We start from the raw sequence: 21,699 nt of genomic DNA on the forward strand, positions 1-21,699 counted from the left end.
ATGGATCTGGAAATATATGATCAAACTAAGGATGGGGTCGACCCCCAAAAAATTGATTTGATTAGAGATATTCTAAATTATGCCGCTAAGTATATTGATTTAAAAAATAATACCGAAATGTCGGTTACTTTGGTCAACAATGATCGCATCAAGGAAATTAACCGGGACTACCGTGGTGTAGATCGGGCCACTGATGTGATTAGTTTTGCGATTGAAGATCAGAGTGATGATGATTTTCCCGTAATCATGAATGATGAAATGAAAAAAGATATTCCTGAAAATATTGGGGATATTTTTGTGTGTGTTGATAAAGTTGCTGAACAGGCTGATTTTTTAAATCATTCAAATGATCGAGAACTTGGTTTTTTAGTTGTACATGGATTTTTGCATCTAAATGGTTATGACCATATGAAGCCTGAGGATGAAGCCATCATGTTCCCACTTCAAAGAAAGATTATGGACTCTTATGGACTCACAAAATAATAAACAGACTGGGAAAAATAAAAATATATTTCAGGCTTTTGGACATGCGTTTGATGGCATTAAATGGGTTTTTGTTCATGAACGAAACTTTAAGTTTGATATAACTAGTGCCATTATTACCCTAATAATTGGTTTTCTTTTGAAAATTAGTTTGGAACAATTTATGTGGCTGTTTACCGCAATTATTTTAGTTCTTGTCGGTGAGATTCTTAACACCGTTGTTGAGAGGATCATGGATTTTATGGCGGACCATCATTACGACGAACGAGTTAAGGTAATTAAAGACGTTGCGGCTGGTGGCGTTGTTTTAACGGCAATTTTTGCGATCATTGTAGGTTTAATTGTTTTCGTTCCAAAAATTATTGATTTAATGAGCTAAAGGGGAAAATATGGCAGAAAAGGCACAGTATAAGTCAGGATTTGTAGCAATTGTAGGACGTCCAAATGTTGGGAAATCAACCTTTTTAAATCGAGTGATTGGGCAAAAGGTTGCGATTATGTCTGACAAGGCACAAACCACTCGTAACAAAATTCAGGGAATTTATACCACTGATGATGCACAAATTGTTTTCATTGATACTCCCGGAATTCATAAACCAAAAAACAAGTTGGATGATTATATGGACGACGCTGCTCTCTCTTCTTTAAAGGAGGTCGATGCAGTCCTTTTTATGGTTAGTGCTACTGAAACTCGTGGTGCTGGTGATAATTACATCATTGATCAATTAAAAAAAGTGGATTGTCCGGTTTACTTAGTTATCAATAAGATTGATGAGGTCAATCCGAACAGTTTATTACCAATCATGGACACGTACAAACGAGCTTATAAATGGGCTGATGTGTTTCCTATTTCTGCTCTTCAAGGGAACAATGTTGATGAATTACTGACTACTTTGGTTTCTAAGTTGCCAGAAGGACCGCAGTATTATCCTGACGATGAAATTACCGATCATCCCGAACGTTTCATCGTTTCCGAATTAATTCGCGAAAAAGTTTTAGAACTAACGAGGCAAGAAATTCCACATTCTGTTGCAGTTGAAGTTGAAAAAATGAAGACCCAAGATAATGGAAACGTTCATATTGACGCTAATATTATTGTTGAACGAAAGGGCCAACGCGGGATCTTGATTGGGAAGAATGGTGGAATGCTGAAAAAGATTGGGACATTGGCCAGAAAAGAGATTGAAACTCTACTTGGAAGCAAAGTTTATCTTGAATTGTGGGTAAAAATTCAACCAAGTTGGCGTGAAAAAGAATCAGCTTTAAGACAATTAGGATATCGAAAAGATAGTTACTAGGTGATATTTTGTCAGTAAATCCAAGGAGTCAAACTTTTCATGGAATTTTATTGTATCGTAAGAACTATCGCGAGCACGATATGTTGGTGAAATTTTTGACGGCAGAAGCTGGGCTCAAAATGTTTTTTATTAGAGGAGCCAATAAAGCGAACTTTAAAATGGCAGGTGATATTTTGCCATTTAGCTTTGGTACGTACGAGGGCACGCTCAAATCAGAAGGATTGTCGTACATTAGTAGTGGTAATGAGGTTAAGCATTTTGAACAGATTGCAAATGATATTTATTTAGATGCATATGCTACTTACATTATGACGTTAGTGGATGCGGCATTTCCTGAGGGAGTTAAGATAAACGATTGGTTTAATCGTTTATACTATGCTTTAAATATGATTAACAGTGGTTTTGATGCTGAAGTAATTACCAATATCATTGAGATTCAACTTCTTCCTGCTTTTGGGGTAGCACCTGAATTTAAATCCTGTGTTATTTGTCATCAAACCAATAAAAAGTTTGATTATTCAGAAGAGTATGGAGGAATTATTTGTGAGGATCATTTTCATCTTGATCCTCATCGAATGCATCTCGATCAAAAAACAATTTACTATCTTCGCTTATTTTCTGCGGTTAACTTAAAAAAGATTGGTAACATTCAGGTTAATAGCAAAACTAAAAAGAAAATTCGCAGTGTGATTGATAAAATTTACGATAGTTCTGTTGGACTAAATTTAAAGAGTAAAAAATTTTTAGATCAGATGAACAATTGGAAAATCAACCTTAATTGATGGTTAACCGTTGACTGTTTTGTGTGATAATTTTATAATTATAGCAGTTAAATAATTGGTGTTGATGAAGGAAGTTTTATGCTTATCACATTTCAGTGAAACCATGTTAGTGGGAAATGGTTAATGTGGGTATAAATTGGCACTTTCGGAGCCATTTAATCTCGAGTTGCTGATTAAGTTCAGAAGTAGGGTGGAACCGCGAATAAATCGTCCCTATGTGAAAGTCATTGTACTTTTGCATAGGTTTTTTTATTTGCTTATTGATTAGGAGGAGAAGTTAATGACAGAAAAACTATCAGTCCAAGATATTATCAGTACTCTAGAGTCATATTGGAGTTCGCTTGGTTGCATGCGGATGCAATCATATGATACTGAGAAAGGTGCGGGAACAATGAGTCCGTACACTTTTTTGCGTGCGATTGGACCAGAGCCATGGAATGTTTGTTACGTTGAACCATCAAGACGTCCAGCTGATGGTAGGTATGGAGAAAATCCTAATCGGCTTTATCAGCATCATCAGTTTCAGGTATTAATGAAGCCATCTCCGGACAACATCCAAGAATTGTACATTAATTCGCTTGAACAACTAGGAATTAATCCACTTGAACATGATATTCGGTTTGTTGAGGATAACTGGGAAAATCCATCAATGGGATGTGCCGGTGTTGGATGGGAAGTATGGCTCGATGGCATGGAAGTAACTCAGTTTACTTATTTTCAGGTTGTCGGTGGATTAACTATGGATCCAGTTGCGGTTGAAATCACCTATGGATTGGAACGGCTTTCTTCGTACATTCAAGACGTCAACAATGTTTTTGACCTGGAATGGGGTAACGGAGTTAAGTATGGTGACATCTTTAAAGAGCCCGAATATGAGCATTCTAAGTATAGTTTTGAAGAATCAGACCAAAAAATGTTGCACGAAATGTTTGATGCTTACGAGAAAGAGGCCAAACGATTAATATCACTTGGACTAGTTCACCCAGCCTATGATTATATTTTGAAATGTAGTCATACTTTTAATCTACTAGATGCAAGAGGAGCCGTATCTGTCACTGAACGTGCTGGTTACCTTTCACGAATTCGAAAAATGGCACACGCGATCGCCAAAGCATTTGTTGCTGAGCGTAAAAAGCGTGGTTTTCCACTTATTAAGGATGAGCAAAAACGACAAGAGCTTTTAAAAGATGATTCAAAAAATAGTAAGAAGAAAAACAAAAAGCATCATGATGGCAAGGGGGATAAGTAGATGGCTAAGACATTTTTGTTGGAGATTGGATTAGAAGAAATGCCCGCTCATGTCGTGACGCCAAGTGTTAATCAATTGGCAGAAAAAGCGGCTCAGTATTTAAAAGATCAAAGAATTTCTTATGACCAAATTAAAAAATTCTCTACTCCTAGAAGACTGGCAATTCAAATTACTGGCTTAGTTAACAAACAACCAGATGTTGATAAAGAGGTTCGAGGTCCGGCCGAAAAGATTGCAAAGGACAAAGATGGCAATTGGAGTAAGGCGGCAATTGGTTTTACTAAAGGACAAGGATTAACGCCTGATGATATCGTCTTTAAGGATGTTAAGGGAACTAAGTATGCTTTTGTTGAAAAACACGTAGCGGGAAAACCAGTTCAAGAAGTATTAAGTGGTCTTAATGATGTTGTAAAATCAATGACTTTTCCAACGTTAATGAAGTGGGGAACCAACAAGTTTGAATTTATTCGCCCCATTAAATGGATTGTGGCTTTACTGGACGATGAAGTGATCCCAATGCAGATTGTTGATGTTCATTCTGGACGGACCACCTGGGGACACCGCTTTCTTGGAAAAGACGTCGAGTTAAAAAATGCCGATGATTATGAAGAAGCTTTAACCAGCCAACACGTGATTGCCGATGCTAACAAGCGAAAAGATTTAATTCGTAAACAGATTGAAGCAATTGCTAAAAAGAACAATTGGAAGGTCAATATTGATAATGATCTTCTTGAAGAGGTTAATAATTTAGTGGAATGGCCAACTAGTTTTGCTGGAAAATTTGACGACCGTTTCTTAAAAATTCCACGTGAAGTATTGATTACTTCAATGAGAAACCACCAACGATTCTTCTACGTTGAAGATCAGGATGGTAATCTTTTACCTTATTTTGTCTCCGTTAGAAATGGGGATGAGAATCATCTTGATAACGTGGTTGCCGGAAACGAGAAAGTTTTGACTGCTAGACTTGATGATGCTGATTTCTTCTATAATGAGGATCAACAGCAATCAATTGACGATTATGTTAATAAGCTCAAAACAGTTAGTTTTCACGATAAGATTTCTTCTGAATACGATAAGATGCAGCGGGTTCAAGTTATTTCCCAGATAATTGGGGAAGATGTTGGATTAGATGAAACTCAATTAAAACAATTACAACGTGCTTCAGAAATTTATAAATTTGATTTAGTTACCGGGATGGTTGGAGAGTTTGCTGAATTACAAGGAGTAATGGGTGAAAAATACGCATTGCTTGCGGGTGAAGATCCGGAAGTTGCTACTGCAATTCGTGAACATTATCTTCCCATTTCATCCGACGGGGAACTTCCCAAAACTAAAGTAGGTGCTGTTTTGTCAGTGGCAGATAAACTTGACAGTGTGATGACCTTCTTTGCTGCAGATATGATTCCTAGTGGTTCAAATGATCCGTATGCATTAAGAAGGCAGGCAGCTGGAATTGTTAGAATTGTTGTTAGTGAAAAGTGGCGAGTACCACTTATGCCATTAATGAATCAAGTGATTGCTGAAGAGAAAGCTAAAGCGGTCTTACCAAAAGTAGATCAAACTAAGATTGTTTCTGACGTGGTTGCGTTTATTAAAGAAAGAATTAAACGACAACTCAAGTCGAAAGATATTCGCTATGATCTAATTGATGCGGCGGTGGGATCAACTGACAGTGATATTTACTTTAACGTTGAAACCGCAATGACATTAAATGATCATAAAGATGATCCTAATTTTAAAGAATCAATTGAAGCACTGACACGAGTGGTTCGGATTGCTCAAAAAGGTCATTTTCCAGCTGGTAGTGTTAAAGTTGATGAAAAGTTGTTTGAAAATGATTCAGAGAAAGTCCTTAATGATAAAATCAAACTTATCAGTCCAAACTTTAATGAATTGAATGCTAACCAAGCTTTTAATGAATTAACTTCTTTAAAGCCACTCATTGATGAGTATTTTGATAAAACCATGGTAATGGCAGACGACACGAAAGTTCGCAATAATCGTCTGGCAGAATTGACTAATTTAGCAAGAATGATTGATCACTTTGCTGATGTCGACGAAATAATTGTTAAATAAAAAAATTAATATTAGAATAGATTTCCGAGAAAGGATGGTGATCTTATGGCAAAAATTCCTGAAACGGTAATTGATGATGTCTTAAGTAAGACCAACATTACTGACGTTGTTAATAAGTATGTCAATCTAAAGAAGTCAGGAAATAATTTATTCGGTTTGTGTCCGTTCCATGAGGAAAGAACACCATCCTTTTCTGTGTCAGAAAGTAAACAGATTTTTCATTGTTTTAGTTGTGGACGCGGTGGAAATGTTTTTAAATTCCTCATGGATTTGCAAGGAATTTCCTTTCCAGAAGCTGTTATTGCTGTGGCAGAAGATGAGGGAATTACTCTTCCTGACTCAGTTCAAAATGATAATAGTAAATCTCCAGTAAATTCAGAAAAGAACAGCCTCATTAATCTTCATGAGGAAGCCAGTAAACTCTATCATCATGTATTGGTTAACACTGAGCTTGGAGTTCCCGCATTAAAATATCTGCATGAACGAAAAATAACGGATGAAATGATTGAAACCTTTAACTTAGGATTTGCCCCTAGCCAAAGACTCTTAAAACCGTTCTTTAAGAACAAAAAAACTGATTTTCAACTTTTACGAAAATCGGGATTGTTTGTTGAAAATTCGAGTGGTGAATTGAATGATCGATTTTCGAATCGGATCATGTATCCTATCAGGGATCCTAATTCTAAGACCATTGGATTTTCCGGTAGAATCTTACATCGAGATCCTGATCTTCCAAAATATTTAAATAGTCCTGAAACTAGCATCTTTAATAAACGAAGGATTATTTATAATCTCGATCTTGCCAAGTCTAGTATTCGAAATGAGCAAAATTTAATTCTGTTTGAGGGTTTTATGGACGTTATTTCTGCTTTTCAGGCCGGGGTTAAAAACGGCGTTGCTTCAATGGGAACGAGTTTGACGAACGAACAAATTTATCAGTTCAATCAGTTAACGAATCAGATATACGTTTGTTATGATGGCGATGAACCTGGACAGAAGGCTACTAAGCGAGCGATTAGCCTTTTAAGTAGTGAAGGTAAGTTTAAAGTTGGCGTGATTCAAATGCCCAACGGGGTTGATCCTGATGAGTATCGACGAAAAAATGGAAATGACAAGTTTAAAGATGCTATCAAAAGTGCTCGAGAAACCACAACTTCCTTTGAATTGCATTTTCTTAAAACGCAGTATGATTTAAGTAATGATGAAGAAAAACTAAATTATGTAGATGAAGCCGTTAATGTGATTGCAAAAATTGACAAACCCGTTGAACGTAGTGTTTATTTAAAACATTTAGCTGATGAGTTTGACTTGGATATCAATGCTTTGTCGGTTCAATGTAAACAAATTCGTTCGACCTTCATCAATAAACAGCAAAGAAAACAAATTCGTAGGTTGAAGACTGACTCATCTCCTGAAGTTTTGAATCGAAATCCAAAGAAGATTACTAAAGTTGAAAGTGCGGAGCGGTTACTTTTGTCACGAATGTTGAATAATCATGATGTTTGGCTAAAGGTGACCGATGATCCTGATTTTAGTTTTGTTCATGATGGGTATCAAACGATTTATTTACTTGCACAACATTATTTTCAGTCGCATGACGAGTACGTTCCTGCTGAATTTAGTGACTTTTTGAAGGAATCTGATTTGCAATCAACTTTCGCTAATATTGAAATGGCTGCTTTATCTAATGAGCCAAGTGAAAAAGAAGTTGACGATTGTGTTAAAATAATAAAGCAGGCTTTAACTGGTGGGGTATCCCTTAAATCAAAGTATCAAGAAATGTTAGATGCAGTTAAACTTGGTGATACTGATAAGGCTGCCCAATTGGGTAAAGAATACCAGGACCTGCAAAAGAAGTATCAATAAGAATACAGTAATGGGAGGCAATTTTTATGGCAGAAAAAGACATTAAGAAAAATGAAGTAAATTCCACAAATAAGACTGCGAAAGCAGCTCCCAAAAAGAGCGGTGCTCCTAAAAATAAGAGCACTAAAAAGACTACTGCAAAGAAAACGACTAAAACTAAGGCAACTAGAGCAAAGAAGACAACGAGTAAAGAAAAATTTGATAAAACTGGATATAAGAAGGTTTTTGACGCCGTTGTAAAGAAGCACAAGAAGGTTGGTCACATCACCTATGGGGTCTTAGAGGAAGAACTCCAGGTTCCATTTAGTTTGAATAAAAAACAAATGAACGAATTGATGGAAAAGGTTGAAGACTCAGGAATAAGTATTGTTGATGAAAGTGGCGAACCAGATCCCAGAGCTTTAAAAGCAGCTAAAAAAGTTACTCAAAAAGAACTAAAAAATGCTTCCAGTTCAAAGGGAGTTAAAATTAATGATCCGGTCAGAATGTACCTAAAGGAAATTGGTCGAGTTCCATTACTTACCGCTGATCAAGAGGTACAATTAGCTCTCAGAATCGAGCAGGGTGATGAAACAGCTAAACAAGAATTAGCTGAAGCAAACTTGCGATTAGTTGTTTCAATTGCCAAGCGTTACGTTGGCCGTGGCATGCAATTTCTTGATTTGATTCAAGAAGGGAACATGGGTTTAATGAAGGCCGTTGAGAAGTTTGATTACCGTAAAGGATTTAAGTTTTCAACGTACGCTACGTGGTGGATTAGACAAGCAATTACTCGAGCCATTGCGGATCAGGCTCGAACCATTCGAATTCCCGTTCATATGGTTGAAACCATCAATAAACTGATTCGAATTCAGCGTCAATTACTCCAAGACCTTGGCAGAGAACCGTTACCATCTGAGATTGGTGCTGAGATGGATATGCCAACTTCAAAGGTTAGAGAGATCCTTAAGATTGCTCAGGAACCAGTTTCACTTGAAACTCCAATTGGTGAAGAAGATGACTCCCACTTAGGTGACTTTATTGAAGATGAAGATGCCACTAGTCCTGCTGATCATGCTGCTTATGAGCTTTTAAAAGAACAACTTGAAAGTGTCCTAGATACGTTAACTGACCGTGAAGAGAACGTTTTACGACTTAGGTTTGGGTTAGATGATGGAAGAACTCGAACCTTAGAAGAGGTTGGAAAAGTCTTTGGTGTCACTAGAGAACGAATTCGACAGATTGAAGCTAAAGCATTAAGAAAACTGAGACATCCATCACGCAGTAAACAATTAAAAGATTTCTTAGATTAAAGATGTGGCAGAGATCCAACTGGATCGCTGCTTTTTTATTGGATTAGGAGGGAAACGATGACGGCAAAAAAGTTATCGCCACGTTTACAAGCAGTTTCTGATTTAGTTCCTAATGGGGCAACAATAGCTGATATCGGTTCGGATCACGCTTATGTTCCGGCTTATTTGTTAAAACGGAATTTGATTAAGTTTGCGATTGCCGGTGAGGTTGCTCCTGGACCACTGCATAACGCAACATCGGAAATGGAAGAACAACACTTAGGTGATAAAATGGTGACCCGGTTGGGAGATGGGCTTAATGTGATTAAATCAAGTGACCACGTGAATGCAATTGTGATTGCTGGGATGGGTGGTGAATTAATCACTCAGATCCTTGAACGTGGCAAAGAGAAACTTTCTAAACAAACGGCCCTAATTCTGCAACCAAACGTTGATGAAATTCGGGTAAGAAGTTGGTTAGTTACAAATCAGTATAAGATTGATATTGAAAACATTGTTTTTGATGCTGGTCATTTTTATGAAATGATCTTGGCAACTCCATCAACGAATCCAGTTAAGTATTCTAATCAGGAACTAAGGTTTGGACCGATTCTTTTAAAACAACAAAAACAAGCATTTCTTGCAAAATGGACTGATCGGATGCGGAAAAATAAGATTGTTTTGGATAATCTGCATAATGCTACTAATCCACCTCTTGAAAAAATTCAACGCATCCAAAAGATTAACGAAGAATTAGAGGAGATTTTAGATGACAACAGTTAATGACTTAATCACTAGATTTGAACGATTCGCACCACTTTCACTTGCTGACCCAAAAGACCCAACTGGATTTCAAATTGGTTCTAAAAAGCGAAGTATTAAAAACGTCATGACCACTTTAGACGTTAGACCTGAAGTGGTTGATGAAGCGATCAACAAGAACGTTGATTTTATTTTTGCCCATCATCCCGTGATGTTTCATCCTGCAAAGAATTTAGATTTAGCTGATCCCCAAAATCAAATGTACGCTAATATTTTGAAACATAATATTACCGTTTATGCGGCTCATACGAACTTGGATAATGCAAATGGTGGAATGAATGACTGGCTAGCAGATGCGATCGGTCTTCAAAATACCGTTGGACTGGTACCCCATTTGGATACTAATGGTTTTCCTACTAATTATTCGATGGGACGCGTTGGCAACTTGAAACAATCAATGAAAATCATTGATTTAGGTCGACTATGTAAACAAGTGTTTGGAATTAGTGGTTTACGAATAGTAACAAATGATGATCAGCAGCGTGTTAAGCGGATTGCTATCTTAGGTGGAGACGGTGGCAAGTTCTATCGACAAGCGATTGAACAAGGCGTTCAAGTTTATATTACTGGCGATTTGTATTATCATACTTCTCAAGAGATGCTTTCAAGTGGTCTGTCTGCGATTGATCCCGGGCACCATATTGAAAGTATATGTAAAAATAAGTTAGCTGAAATGTTTACGCGCTGGTCTGATGAAAATCGTTGGGATATCAATGTATTTGCATCGCAACTAAACACGGATCCGTTTGAGTTTATATAGGAGGAATAGTTATGGCTGATAGCAAGCAGTTACTGGATCGCTTTTTGAAATATGTGAAGGTGAATACGAGATCTAATCCGAATTCTGACACAATTCCGTCTGATCCTAAAGAAGTTGATTTTTTAAACGAACTTTCTTATGAATTAAAGGATATTGGGATGGAAAACGTACGAACCAATGAAAAAAGTGGTTATGTTTTTGCTGATTTACCAAGTAATGTTAAGCAAAAAGTTCCTAAGATTGGATTTATCTCTCATATAGACACTGCAGACTTTAATTCAGAACACGTCAATCCACAAGTAGTTAAAAATTACGATGGAAAATCGATTATTAAACTTGATAAAGATGGCAAATACCAGCTGGATCCGAGCGTATTCCCAACCCTTAAAAAGTATGCTGGTCAAACTTTAATTACTACCGATGGTTCAACTCTCTTAGGAGCTGACGATAAGGCGGGAGTGGCTGAAATTATGACGGCAATGAAATACTTAGTTGATCATCCCGAAATTAAGCATGGCGATATCGTAGTTGGGTTTGGACCAGATGAGGAGATTGGTACCGGAGCCGATCAATTTGACGTTACTGATTTTGGTGCTGATTTTGCATACACGGTTGATGGTGGTCCACTTGGAGACTTAGAGTACGAAACGTTTAATGCGGCGTCTGCCACAATAAAATTCAACGGAACTGATGTTCATCCTGGTGACGCCTATGGTGTGATGGTAAATGCCTCTCAGCTTGCAATTGATTTTCATAATCAATTACCAAAGGACCAACGACCGGAAAATACCAAAGATCGTCAGGGCTTTTATTATCTGCTTGCGATTGATGGGGTAACTGATCATGCTAAATTAGATTACATCATTCGTGATCATGATAAGAGTAAGTTCAACGAACGCAAGCAATTCATTCAAAACTTAGTTAATAAGTTTAATGATAAATATGGTGATGGGAGAGTTGAACTTGAGATGCATGATGAATATTACAACATGGCGGAAATCATTAAGAAAGATATGACACCCGTCGACATTGCTAAGGATGCCATGAATGAAGTTAACATTAAGCCAAATATTTATCCGGTTCGTGGTGGTACTGATGGTTCTAAGATTTCTTTTCTTGGGATTCCAACTCCCAATCTATTTGCTGGACCAGAAAACATGCATGGCCGCTTTGAATATGTGTCGCTTCAAACGATGGAAAAGGCTGTCGATTTAATTATTAAGATTTCAGAGGATGTTTCAAAAGACTAAAAAAATAACCTGCAGGTTCAACCTGCAGGTTATTTTTATTTCTAATTAACGACTAATTAGTTTAATTCCGTTGAAGGCAATAAGGGCAACAACAGCGCCGATTACTCCAACTTGAATCCAATTATAAGGTGCGCCAACCAAGGCCGATCCAATATAACCAATAATTTCGCCATATACAAATCCCCAGAAAGCACCAGTTAAGTTAGCAGCAAACGTCTTCATAATTAACACCTCTCAATACCAGTAGTTTATCACTACAGTAGAAAAAATCAATTACAAACTTCGAATAAAATTTAGCGGGTCCATTTGCTATAATGAATATGAAATTAGGAAAGGAGATGACAAATTTTGGGATACAATCCGTTACAAAACATTACATCGTATAGTTTGCTTCAAAGTACCAATACGGTTCCTAAGTTAATTGAAAAAGCTCGTGCGCGTGGTTATCAAAGTGTGGCACTAACTGATCGGAATGTGATGTATGGGTCGGTAGCTTTTTATAATGAGGCAAAAAAGCAGGGTATTAAGCCAATTATTGGTTTAACGGCAGTTTTGGACGGGATGTTTTTTAAAGAAAACAAGTCCGAATTGATTTTGATTGCTAAAGATCAGGATGGGTACAAGAATTTGATGAAAATTTCATCACTTTTGATGAGTAATGATCAAACTAATGTTATTGAAAAAATCAAGGATAAACTCCACCATCTATTTGTCATTTTTCCAGAGAATAGTGAGTTAAATAAACTAATTGAAGTAGGAAGAATGAGCGAGGTTAAAACCTTAATTGCTAAAGTAAAGAGCGTTAGCGATTCAAATGCAGTAAAAGTTGGAATTAGCTTAAATCGAACTAAGATAATTATAAATGAGCTTAAGAACCTAGGGGTCCAAGCTGATGTTGATTTAGTGGCGCTTAATTCGGTTGAATATCTTGATGCAGATGATTATTTTTCAAATGAAGTTTTAAAGTCGATTGGAACTGGTGACGTGATCAAAAATCCAATGGAAGAACGGCACCAGGTTGGAACAAAATGGTTGAAGGATCGTCATAATATTGAGACTCAGTATCACAATCTAGGGCTTGATCAAGCGGTTTTAAATAACCAGAAAATGGTTGATGAAGTTGACGTAGCGATTCCCAAAGAGCAACCTAAACTACCGACGTTTAAAGCTCCAGATAATCTTTCTTCAATGGACTATTTACGTCAATTATGTGAACTTGGTTTAAAGGAAAGATTGAAGGATGAATCGCATCTTAATCGTAATGAGTATCAGGACCGGTTAGATTCTGAACTAAAAGTTATTAATCGGATGGGATTTGATGATTATTTCTTGATTGTATGGGATGTTTTAAATTTTGCTCATCACCAAGGAATTATAACTGGACCTGGTCGGGGATCTTCAGCGGGATCATTAGTTGCGTACACTTTAAAAATTACCGATGTAGATCCGATTAAGTATAATTTGCTATTTGAACGATTTTTAAACGAAGAACGAGCACAGATGCCGGATATTGATTTAGATATTCCCGATAATCGGCGTGATGATATTTTACAGTATGTTCATCAAAAATATGGAAATGAACATGTTGCTCAAATTGTGACTTTTGGAACGTTAGCTGCCAAACAAGCTCTTCGAGATGTTGGCAGGGTATTTGGAATGACTCCAACTCAAATGGCAAAGTGGTCATCTGCAATTCCAAATCAGCTTCATGAATCCCTGGCTAAGGCCGAATCAGAATCACAGAAATTAAGAAATTTATTAGCTGATAGTAAAACCAATCGGTTGCTATTTGATATTGCTGAAAAACTAGAGGGACTACCACGCCATTTTTCCACTCACGCTGCTGGTTTAATTTTAAGTGAAGATCCCATCGTTGATCGTGCTCCACTTCAATCCGGAAATGATGGATTGTTGATGACCCAGTACTCCAAGTATTATGTTGAAAGCGTGGGGCTCTTAAAGATTGATTTTTTGGGTTTGAGAAACCTCTCTACAATGGCTAACATTTTAGAAATTATTCATTCAAAAGTTGATCGTAATTTTGAAATAACTGACATCAATTTAAATGATCAGGATACTTTGAAGCTTTTTCAATCTGGTAAGACTAATGGGGTTTTTCAATTTGAATCATCTGGGATTCAAAACGTGTTACGTAAATTAAAACCAAATGATTTTGATATGGTGGCAGCCGTGAATGCTTTGTATCGACCCGGTCCCATTAAGAATATTGATATGTTTATTGCCAGAAAGAATGGGACTCAGACGGTTAACTATCCAAATGAAACCATTAAAAACATTTTGGGTTCAACCTTTGGCATTATTGTTTATCAGGAACAGGTTATGCAACTTGCATCGGCAATGGGTGGTTTTACACTGGGACAAGCTGATATTTTGCGCCGTGCGATGAGCAAAAAGCATAAAAAAGAAATGGATAACATGAAGATCCAGTTCATTGATGGCGCTAGTAAAAAAGGATATTCTAAAGACGTTTCAAAGACAACGTTTGACTATATGGAACGATTTGCCGACTATGGATTTAATAAGTCTCACGCAGTTGCATATAGCAAAATGGCGTTTCAGTTGGCCTATTTAAAAGTTCATTTTCCTGGTCCATTTTTTACATCGTTGCTAAATTCGGTGATCGGTAATTCACGTAAGACCAAGAATTACGTTCAAGAAGCCAAAGAATCAGATATTCAAGTTGAGCGTCCTGATATCAATGAGAGTAAAGATGTTTATACTTATCAGGATGGTAAAATCAGGTTTGGACTTCGTACCATCAAAGGATTACGAACCGATTTTATTAAGAATGTTGAGGAAGAACGAAAACAAAATGGTAATTTTCATGATTTACAGGAATTAATCAGTCGAATCGATCCCAGGTTTAGAAAAATTGATCTTTTAAATGCACTTGCTTATTCAGGGGCGCTTGATGGTTTTGGGTATAACCGAAAAGAATTAATTAATGCAATTCCAGAATTTATTAGTTCTACTGAATTAAGTGGAAACTCAATTGAATTAATTCAAGCGTTGGCTCCCAAAATTAAAAGAACTGATGATTTTTCTGATTGGGAGAAACTAAACAAGGAAAATGAGTACCTGGGAACTTACCTAACCGGACATCCAGTTGGTCACTATACTGATTTACAAGAACAAGTGCATGCTTTAACTACTAATGATATTCATGATCCCAGTAAAAACGTGAAAATGATTTTGTTTGTATCTCATGTAAAGACGATCCGAACGAAAAAAGGGCAACTTATGGCTTTCATAGATGGTAATGATCAGTTTGGTGATATTGATGTGACCATTTTTCCTAATCTTTACGCTAAAATTAGTGGATGGATAAAAAGTGGAATAGTGGTTTTGGTGTCTGGAAACATTGAGGTTCAACGAGGACTTCAATTAGTGGCAAATTCAATTGAACCAGCTGCTAATGTCGTTCATCAGTCTTTAAAAAAAGTTGATCATCAAAAAAAGCTTTATTTAAAGATTGCGTTAGATCATGATCGAGATTCAATCTATCAAGATCTAATCCGGATAATAAAAAGATATCCTGGTTCAACACCAATTTTGCTTTATCGAGCTTCCGATGATCGAAAGCAACTATTAGATAAAGCATATAACGTGGCCATTAATTCTGATTTAATGCATGATTTACGTGACATTTTAGGAGTGGGAAACGTTGTTACACAATGATAAATTTTGCCTGTGAAACTAACGACAATCCTTATAAAAAGTGATACAATACACTTGAAATCAAATAATGCTTGGTACGCGGATGTGTGCCATACAAAAAGGAGAGGCTTTACTTATGAAGAGAACAAAGATCGTAAGTACACTTGGTCCTGCAAGTACTGATGTTGATACCATCACTAAGCTTATTGAAGCAGGAGCAAACGTTTTTCGTTTCAATTTTTCACACGGAGACCATGCGGAACATTTAGACCGTATGAATAAAGTGAAAGAAGCGGAAAAGAAAACTGGTAAGGTTGTTGGAATTGTCTTAGATACTAAGGGTGCTGAAATCAGAACCACGGTACAAAAAGACGGAAAGATTGAATACCACACTGGTGATCAATTTAGAATTTCAATGGATGGGAACCTTGAGGGAACCAAAGACAAGATTGCTGTTTCTTACCCAGGCTTGTATGACGACGTTAAAGTTGGCGGACATGTTCTTTTTGATGACGGTCTTTTGGATACCAAGATTGACAAAAAAGATGATGCCAACAAAGAGTTAGTGGTTACTGCCCAAAATAACGGGGTCTTGGGCTCACGTAAGGGTGTTAATGCTCCAGGAGTTTCAATTAACTTACCTGGTATTACTGAAAAAGATACTGATGATATCCTTTTCGGATGTGACCATGGTATTAACTATATCTCTGCTTCATTTGTTAGAAAGCCACAAGATGTCCTAGATATCCGTGCCTTACTTGAAAGCAAGAATATGGAAGACGTTCAAATTTTTCCTAAGATTGAATCACAAGAAGGAATCGACAACTTTAACGAAATCATCAAAGTATCTGATGGTTTGATGGTTGCCAGAGGTGACATGGGAGTTGAAATTCCACCAGAAAATGTCCCAACCGTTCAAAAACATTTAATCAAGATCTGTAATGATTTAGGTAAACCAGTTATCACTGCTACTCAAATGCTTGATTCCATGCAAGAAGAACCAAGACCTACTCGTGCCGAAGTATCTGATGTTGCTAATGCTGTTTATGATGGTACTGATGCAACTATGCTTTCAGGTGAAAGTGCTAACGGTGATTACCCAGTTAAGTCAGTTGCAATGATGAGCAAGATTGATATCGAAGCTGACAAACACTTCTTTGAATTTGGTACTCCACGTCCTAAGTTCGGTACTGGTGACGTCACTGAGTCACTTGGTGAAGCAGTTGCACGGATTGCTAAGGATATGGGAATTCACACGATTGTAGCTGCAACTGGTTCAGGTTACACTGCAAGAATGATTTCAAAATATCATCCAGACGCTGATATTCTTGCTTTAACGTTTAACGATCGTGTTCGTCGTGGATTGACGGTTAACTATGGTGTTCAACCCATCTTAGTTGATAAACCATCAAATCCAGATGAAATGTTCGAATTGGCTGCTAAAAAGTCAGTTGAAACTGGACTCGCTAAGGAAGGCGACATGATCTTGATTACTTCAGGTGTACCATTAGGTGATCAAGGGACTACTAACACAATTCGTGTTAAGTTGATTGGTACTAAATTAGCTCAAGGTCAAGGTGTTGGTGGTGAAACTGTCATTGGCAAGACAGTAGTTGCTAAAGATGCTAAGGAAGCTAACGATAAAGCCGTTGATGGTGGCGTTCTAGTTGTTAAGGATACAAACAAGGACTACTTACCAGCAATGAAGAAGTCAAGTGCAATCGTGGTTGAAAACGGTGGTTTGACCTCATACGCTGCTGTCGTTGGTATATCACTTAATATTCCAGTAATTGTTGGTGCTACTGATGCAGTTGAAAACATCAAAGATGGTCAATTAGTTACTGTTGATGGTCGTCGCGGTGTTGTTTACGCTGGTAACCAATCAAAAGCTAAATAATAATTATTAAGAATGAAGCACCCGATTATTATCGGATGCTTTTTTTATTTGGTATAATATTCATTAAAAGCACTGGGATGGAGAATTAATATGAATGAAGATTTGGGAACCGTAATTACGGGAAAAGTCACTGATGAAAACGATAAGGAGTATTTCATTCAAAATAACGGAATTACCTATTCTTTAAACAAGGGCGAGTTAAAAAAGCCAATTAAATTAGGTGGAAATTTTAAAGGATTTGTCTACGAAAATGAAAAGCATCAAATGAAAATCACGCGAAACGTTCCGGATGTTGGAATTGACAGCTATGCATGGGGAAAAGTGGTTGGAATTAAATTTGGATTGGGAATCTTTGTTGACATCGGTTTACCAGATAAGGATGTTGCTGTTTCTCTTGATGATTTGCCGGATATTAAGTCATTATGGCCAGAAGTTGGTGACCAACTTTTAATTGCTTTAAAAAAGGATAGTAAGAATCGAATCTGGGGTAAATTAGCTGACCCCCAGATATATAAAGCAATTTCTCAGCCAGTTAATGATCCAAAATTGAAAAATCGGGATGTTAACGCTTGGGTCATTAACCCTAAACTGATGGGAACGCAAGTAATAACGGATCACTATAATTTAGGGTTCATTGACAAATCAGAAGAGGAAGAACAACCACGACTAGGAGAGAAAGTAAACGCTAGGATTATTGGAATCCGACCCAATAAAACGCTTTATTTATCACTTAGACCACGATCTTATGAAGTGATTGGTGAGGACGCCAAGATGATTCAGACAATTCTTGAGCATAAGCCTAATAATGAATTACCTTATAACGATAAAAGTGACCCTCAAGTAATTAAGGATTACTTTGGAATCAGCAAATCTCAGTTTAAACGAGCCCTGGGGCATTTATTAAAGGCTCATGTTATTTCCGAAACCCCAGATGGAATTAAATTAACTGAAACGAGATGAAAGTAAGTGAATGATCAAATTGAAGATTATCTCCACTATTTACTAGTAGAAAGAGGATTATCTGACAATACCATTAAAAGTTATCGACAAGATTTAAGGGAATTTGAGTTGGATTTAAAAAAAAATCACATCAGTTCGTTTAAAGATGTCGACCAGTATGCAATTTTAAATTACATGGAAACAATGAAAAATAGTGGTAAGTCTCGTAATACAATCATTCGATTTGTATCAACGCTTCGTAAATTTTTTCAATATTTAATGGAATTTAAGGTGATTAAAAAGAACCCCATGAACAAGATTGATACTCCTAAAAAGGGCAAGCACTTACCCGATGTTTTATCCGTTAATGAAGTTGATCGATTACTTAAAATGCCGGATGTGAACACCAAGTATGGGGTAAGAGATCGAACCATTTTAGAAGTGATGTATGCTACTGGGCTTCGAGTATCTGAATTGATTAATTTAAAGTTATCTGATCTTCATTTAGAAATGAATCTGATTCAGACCATCGGAAAGGGAGATAAGGAACGAATTGTTCCAATTGGAGAAGTTGCTCAGAATTGGCTATTTAAGTATTTAAATGATAGTCGATTACAGTTACTTAAGCACCGGACATCTCCGTACGTTTTTTTGAATGCGCATGGTGGACGAATTAGTCGACAAAGCATTTGGGAAAAGATTAAACGTTACGTTAGTTTAGCTGGCATTAAAAAGAACGTTACTCCACATACATTACGACATTCTTTTGCAACGCACATTTTAGAAAATGGAGCCGATCTTAGAACTGTGCAGGAATTACTTGGACATTCTGATATTTCCACGACGCAAATTTACACTCATATTTCCCACGAGCGGTTAAGTCAGGTGTATGATAAATATCATCCAAGAGCATAAAATGAGATGGAGTAATGACAGCAAGTAATTGAGGTGATGTCGATGCTATTCAGGTATCGAAATGATTATGAAAAGATTGTGATGGGGATGTTGTCACTTTCTAAAAGTAACGATAAAACGAAACATCTTGTGGAAGAAATGAATTGGTATCGAAATGCTGACAATCGTGACATTTTTCTTTGGAAGGATCGATTTGGAAATTGGGCTGGAATTGTAGGAGTTGAAACCAACCCGAAAAACGTGGTTGTTAGAAGGATTACCCTTACGCCAGATGCTAACAATATTTTTAATGAATTTCGAATTCTTGATAGTGTTGAAAATGAATATCCCGACAAAAAAATCATGGGAACGTTTAATACGCAAGATGTCATTAGTAAATGGGAGTTAGGTCATGAACAGAGACAATCTACAGATTCACGTTAATGACTTTGATGGTCCACTAGAGCTTTTACTGCATCTAATCAAACAAGCAAAGATGGATATTTATGATATTGACATTAAGGATATTACTGAGCAATATTTTAAATATTTAAATAAAATGAAACGTTTAAATTTTGATATTGCTGGTGATTTCTTTGTAATGGCGGCTAATTTGATGCGAATTAAATCTAAAATGTTGTTAGCTAAAGAAACTGATGATGAATTAGATGATGATCCACGGGATGATCTGGTTGATCAGTTGGTTGAATATAATCGGTATAAAAAAGCGTCGAAAAAGTTGCAAAAAAAAGAAGTAGAACGAAATCATTATCATTCTAGGATTCGTTCTTTTAATAAGTCGGAGATTGCAATTGGTGAAAATGAGTTTGAAATTAGCTTGTTGGAACAAGCATGGAATAAGATCATTAAACGATATCAGTTAACTTCTAAACCGCCAGTTCAACAAGTTTCAGAATGGAATTTTAGTGTTAATGAGCAAAGTGAAGTAATTATGAGACGAATAAATAGAGCTAGTAGTCATGAAATCTATTTTTCCAAGTTATTTGAGGCCAATTCTCCTTTAGAAGAATTAGTGACCGATTTTTTGGCACTTTTGGAAATGGTTAAACATCATCGTATTATGGTTGTGCAAACCAGTAATGACGGAGAAATCTTATTAAGGAAATCTAATTAATGAATTTAATGGCAGAAATTGAAGCTCTCTTGTATGTTTCGGGAGAGTCTGGAATGACAATTGAACGGTTGAAAAAATTAACTTCCGCAAATGATTCCACCATTCGGAGCTGTATTGCTTCGTTGAGTGAGCGTTATTCAAGTGATCGATTTGGCATCTGCATTTTACAAAATGGTGACATTATCCATATGACAACTAAAAAGGATTATTCAAAAGTAATTCAAAAGTTTGTTAAATCCGATGAAGAGTTGTTAACGCAGTCGGCACTTGAGACGCTTACGATTATTGCGTATAAACAGCCAATAACGCGCGTTGAGGTTGATGAAGTGAGGGGCGTAAATAGTTTGATTTCAATTAGAAATCTTTTGGCACAAAATTTAATTACCATCAAGGGTGAGCGTGATGAACCAGGCAAACCTAAGCTATATGTTACTACCGACCTTTTTTTAAACGCTTTTAACCTTAAAAGCATTAATGATTTACCAGCTTTAGACGCAGAAAGAGATCCAAAAGATTATGGTCAGATGTTTGATGATAAAATGAAACCATTGGAGGATCAGCGAAATGAGTGAAAGATTACAAAAAGTTATGGCGCATGATGGGGTGGCTTCGAGACGAAAGTCTGAGGAACTTATTAGTACTGGACATGTGAAGGTTAATGGTAAGATTGTTAATCAGTTAGGGATAAAAGTTGAACCCACTGACAAGATTGAGGTGGATGGAACATCGTTAAGAAAAGAAGATCTAGTATATTTTGCCCTGTATAAGCCACGTGGGGTAATTTCTTCTGTGAGGGATGAAAGGGATCGAAAGACCGTTTTGAACTTTTTTAAAAAGGTTCCTGAACGAATATACCCGGTTGGACGATTAGATTATGATACGAGTGGGATAATTATTTTAACTAACGACGGAACGCTTGATTTCCAGTTAACTCATCCTAAATATGAAGTAAAAAAGACGTACTTAGTTAAGGTGATTGGGAAACTCGATCACAATGAGTTGAATAAAATTCGAAAGGGTGTTTTAATTAATGGCAAGTATAAGAGTGCACCCGCGGAAGTTGAGGTGATTTATAAGGCTGGTAATTCAAAGAATAATTCGGTGCTACGTTTGACGATTCACGAGGGTAAGAATCATGAAGTTAAAGATATGCTGAAAGCAGTTGGTCATCCTGTTGAAAAATTAAAACGGGAAGAGTTTGCTGGGATCGGTTTAGAAAACTTACAACCTGGTGAGTTTCGTAGGCTCCGAAAAAGAGAAATACGAGATTTGTATGCTTTAACTAAATAATTAATA

General features: G+C 36.8%; 20 protein-coding genes. 19 read left to right on the plus strand and 1 reads right to left on the minus strand.

All coding sequences use genetic code 11. The annotated features are described in order from the left end of the window. From ybeY to pepT, 11 genes are all read left to right on the plus strand, one after another. Complete coding sequence (gene ybeY / locus AC6UDE_RS03750) at window positions 1-483, plus strand: rRNA maturation RNase YbeY (protein WP_500696650.1); 483 nt, start codon at window positions 1-3, stop codon at window positions 481-483. Next, window positions 467-862: a diacylglycerol kinase family protein gene (locus AC6UDE_RS03755; RefSeq protein ID WP_500693804.1), complete on the plus strand. Its 396-nt coding sequence runs from the start codon at window positions 467-469 to the stop codon at window positions 860-862. The genes ybeY and AC6UDE_RS03755 overlap by 17 nt, the downstream gene beginning before the upstream one ends. 10 nt (window positions 863-872) lie before the next feature. After that, window positions 873-1,781, plus strand: a complete 909-nt coding sequence (era, locus tag AC6UDE_RS03760) for a GTPase Era (protein WP_500693803.1) — start codon at window positions 873-875, stop codon at window positions 1,779-1,781. A gap of 8 nt (window positions 1,782-1,789) precedes the next feature. Further along, complete coding sequence (gene recO, locus AC6UDE_RS03765; RefSeq protein ID WP_500696651.1) at window positions 1,790-2,563, plus strand: DNA repair protein RecO; 774 nt, start codon at window positions 1,790-1,792, stop codon at window positions 2,561-2,563. A gap of 280 nt (window positions 2,564-2,843) precedes the next feature. Then, window positions 2,844-3,812, plus strand: a complete 969-nt coding sequence (gene glyQ, locus AC6UDE_RS03770) for a glycine--tRNA ligase subunit alpha (protein WP_500696652.1) — start codon at window positions 2,844-2,846, stop codon at window positions 3,810-3,812. Further along, window positions 3,813-5,891, plus strand: coding sequence for a glycine--tRNA ligase subunit beta (gene glyS, locus AC6UDE_RS03775; RefSeq protein WP_500696653.1), 2,079 nt, complete (start codon window positions 3,813-3,815; stop codon window positions 5,889-5,891). Window positions 5,892-5,936: 45 nt separating this feature from the next. Beyond that, window positions 5,937-7,757, plus strand: a complete 1,821-nt coding sequence (gene dnaG / locus AC6UDE_RS03780; RefSeq protein WP_500696654.1) for a DNA primase — start codon at window positions 5,937-5,939, stop codon at window positions 7,755-7,757. 26 nt (window positions 7,758-7,783) lie between these two features. After that, a complete protein-coding gene (gene rpoD, locus AC6UDE_RS03785; RefSeq protein WP_500693798.1) occupies window positions 7,784-9,049 on the plus strand; it encodes an RNA polymerase sigma factor RpoD in 1,266 nt (421 codons plus the stop codon). Between the two features lie 57 nt (window positions 9,050-9,106). Then, on the plus strand, window positions 9,107-9,811 hold the full coding sequence (locus tag AC6UDE_RS03790; protein ID WP_500696655.1) for a tRNA (adenine(22)-N(1))-methyltransferase: 705 nt from the start codon (window positions 9,107-9,109) through the stop codon (window positions 9,809-9,811). Next, window positions 9,798-10,610, plus strand: a complete 813-nt coding sequence (locus tag AC6UDE_RS03795) for a Nif3-like dinuclear metal center hexameric protein (protein ID WP_500696656.1) — start codon at window positions 9,798-9,800, stop codon at window positions 10,608-10,610. The genes AC6UDE_RS03790 and AC6UDE_RS03795 overlap by 14 nt, the downstream gene beginning before the upstream one ends. Before the next feature lie 11 nt (window positions 10,611-10,621). Then, a complete protein-coding gene (pepT, locus tag AC6UDE_RS03800) occupies window positions 10,622-11,860 on the plus strand; it encodes a peptidase T (RefSeq protein WP_500696657.1) in 1,239 nt (412 codons plus the stop codon). A gap of 45 nt (window positions 11,861-11,905) precedes the next feature. Here the strand turns inward: pepT and AC6UDE_RS03805 are convergent, their stop codons facing one another. Then, entirely contained in the window at window positions 11,906-12,082 is a 177-nt protein-coding gene (locus tag AC6UDE_RS03805) for a YjzD family protein (RefSeq protein WP_500693794.1), read from the minus strand. A gap of 126 nt (window positions 12,083-12,208) precedes the next feature. Between AC6UDE_RS03805 and dnaE the strand changes: the two genes are divergently transcribed. From dnaE to AC6UDE_RS03845, 8 genes are all read left to right on the plus strand, one after another. Further along, window positions 12,209-15,559, plus strand: a complete 3,351-nt coding sequence (gene dnaE, locus AC6UDE_RS03810; RefSeq protein WP_500696658.1) for a DNA polymerase III subunit alpha — start codon at window positions 12,209-12,211, stop codon at window positions 15,557-15,559. Window positions 15,560-15,674: 115 nt separating this feature from the next. After that, on the plus strand, window positions 15,675-17,435 hold the full coding sequence (pyk, locus tag AC6UDE_RS03815) for a pyruvate kinase (RefSeq protein ID WP_500693792.1): 1,761 nt from the start codon (window positions 15,675-15,677) through the stop codon (window positions 17,433-17,435). A gap of 90 nt (window positions 17,436-17,525) precedes the next feature. Then, entirely contained in the window at window positions 17,526-18,395 is an 870-nt protein-coding gene (locus AC6UDE_RS03820) for a CvfB family protein (RefSeq protein ID WP_500693791.1), read from the plus strand. Window positions 18,396-18,401: 6 nt separating this feature from the next. Continuing rightward, window positions 18,402-19,289, plus strand: coding sequence for a site-specific tyrosine recombinase XerD (gene xerD, locus AC6UDE_RS03825; RefSeq protein ID WP_500693790.1), 888 nt, complete (start codon window positions 18,402-18,404; stop codon window positions 19,287-19,289). A gap of 42 nt (window positions 19,290-19,331) precedes the next feature. Next, window positions 19,332-19,712 carry a riboflavin biosynthesis protein RibT gene (locus AC6UDE_RS03830; protein WP_500695617.1) on the plus strand — a complete coding sequence of 127 codons (381 nt, stop codon included), beginning with the start codon at window positions 19,332-19,334 and terminating at the stop codon, window positions 19,710-19,712. Continuing rightward, window positions 19,681-20,403, plus strand: a complete 723-nt coding sequence (locus AC6UDE_RS03835) for a segregation and condensation protein A (protein WP_500696659.1) — start codon at window positions 19,681-19,683, stop codon at window positions 20,401-20,403. Before AC6UDE_RS03830 ends, AC6UDE_RS03835 begins: the two co-directional genes overlap by 32 nt. Continuing rightward, the gene (gene scpB, locus AC6UDE_RS03840; RefSeq protein ID WP_500696661.1) at window positions 20,403-20,975 is read left to right on the plus strand and encodes an SMC-Scp complex subunit ScpB; all 573 of its coding nucleotides are present in this window, start codon (window positions 20,403-20,405) and stop codon (window positions 20,973-20,975) included. The genes AC6UDE_RS03835 and scpB overlap by 1 nt, the downstream gene beginning before the upstream one ends. Further along, window positions 20,968-21,693, plus strand: a complete 726-nt coding sequence (locus AC6UDE_RS03845) for a pseudouridine synthase (protein WP_500696663.1) — start codon at window positions 20,968-20,970, stop codon at window positions 21,691-21,693. Before scpB ends, AC6UDE_RS03845 begins: the two co-directional genes overlap by 8 nt. The last annotated feature ends 6 nt before the right edge of the window (window positions 21,694-21,699 follow it).

Source organism: Fructilactobacillus sp. X2R5C3 (assembly GCF_059901325.1).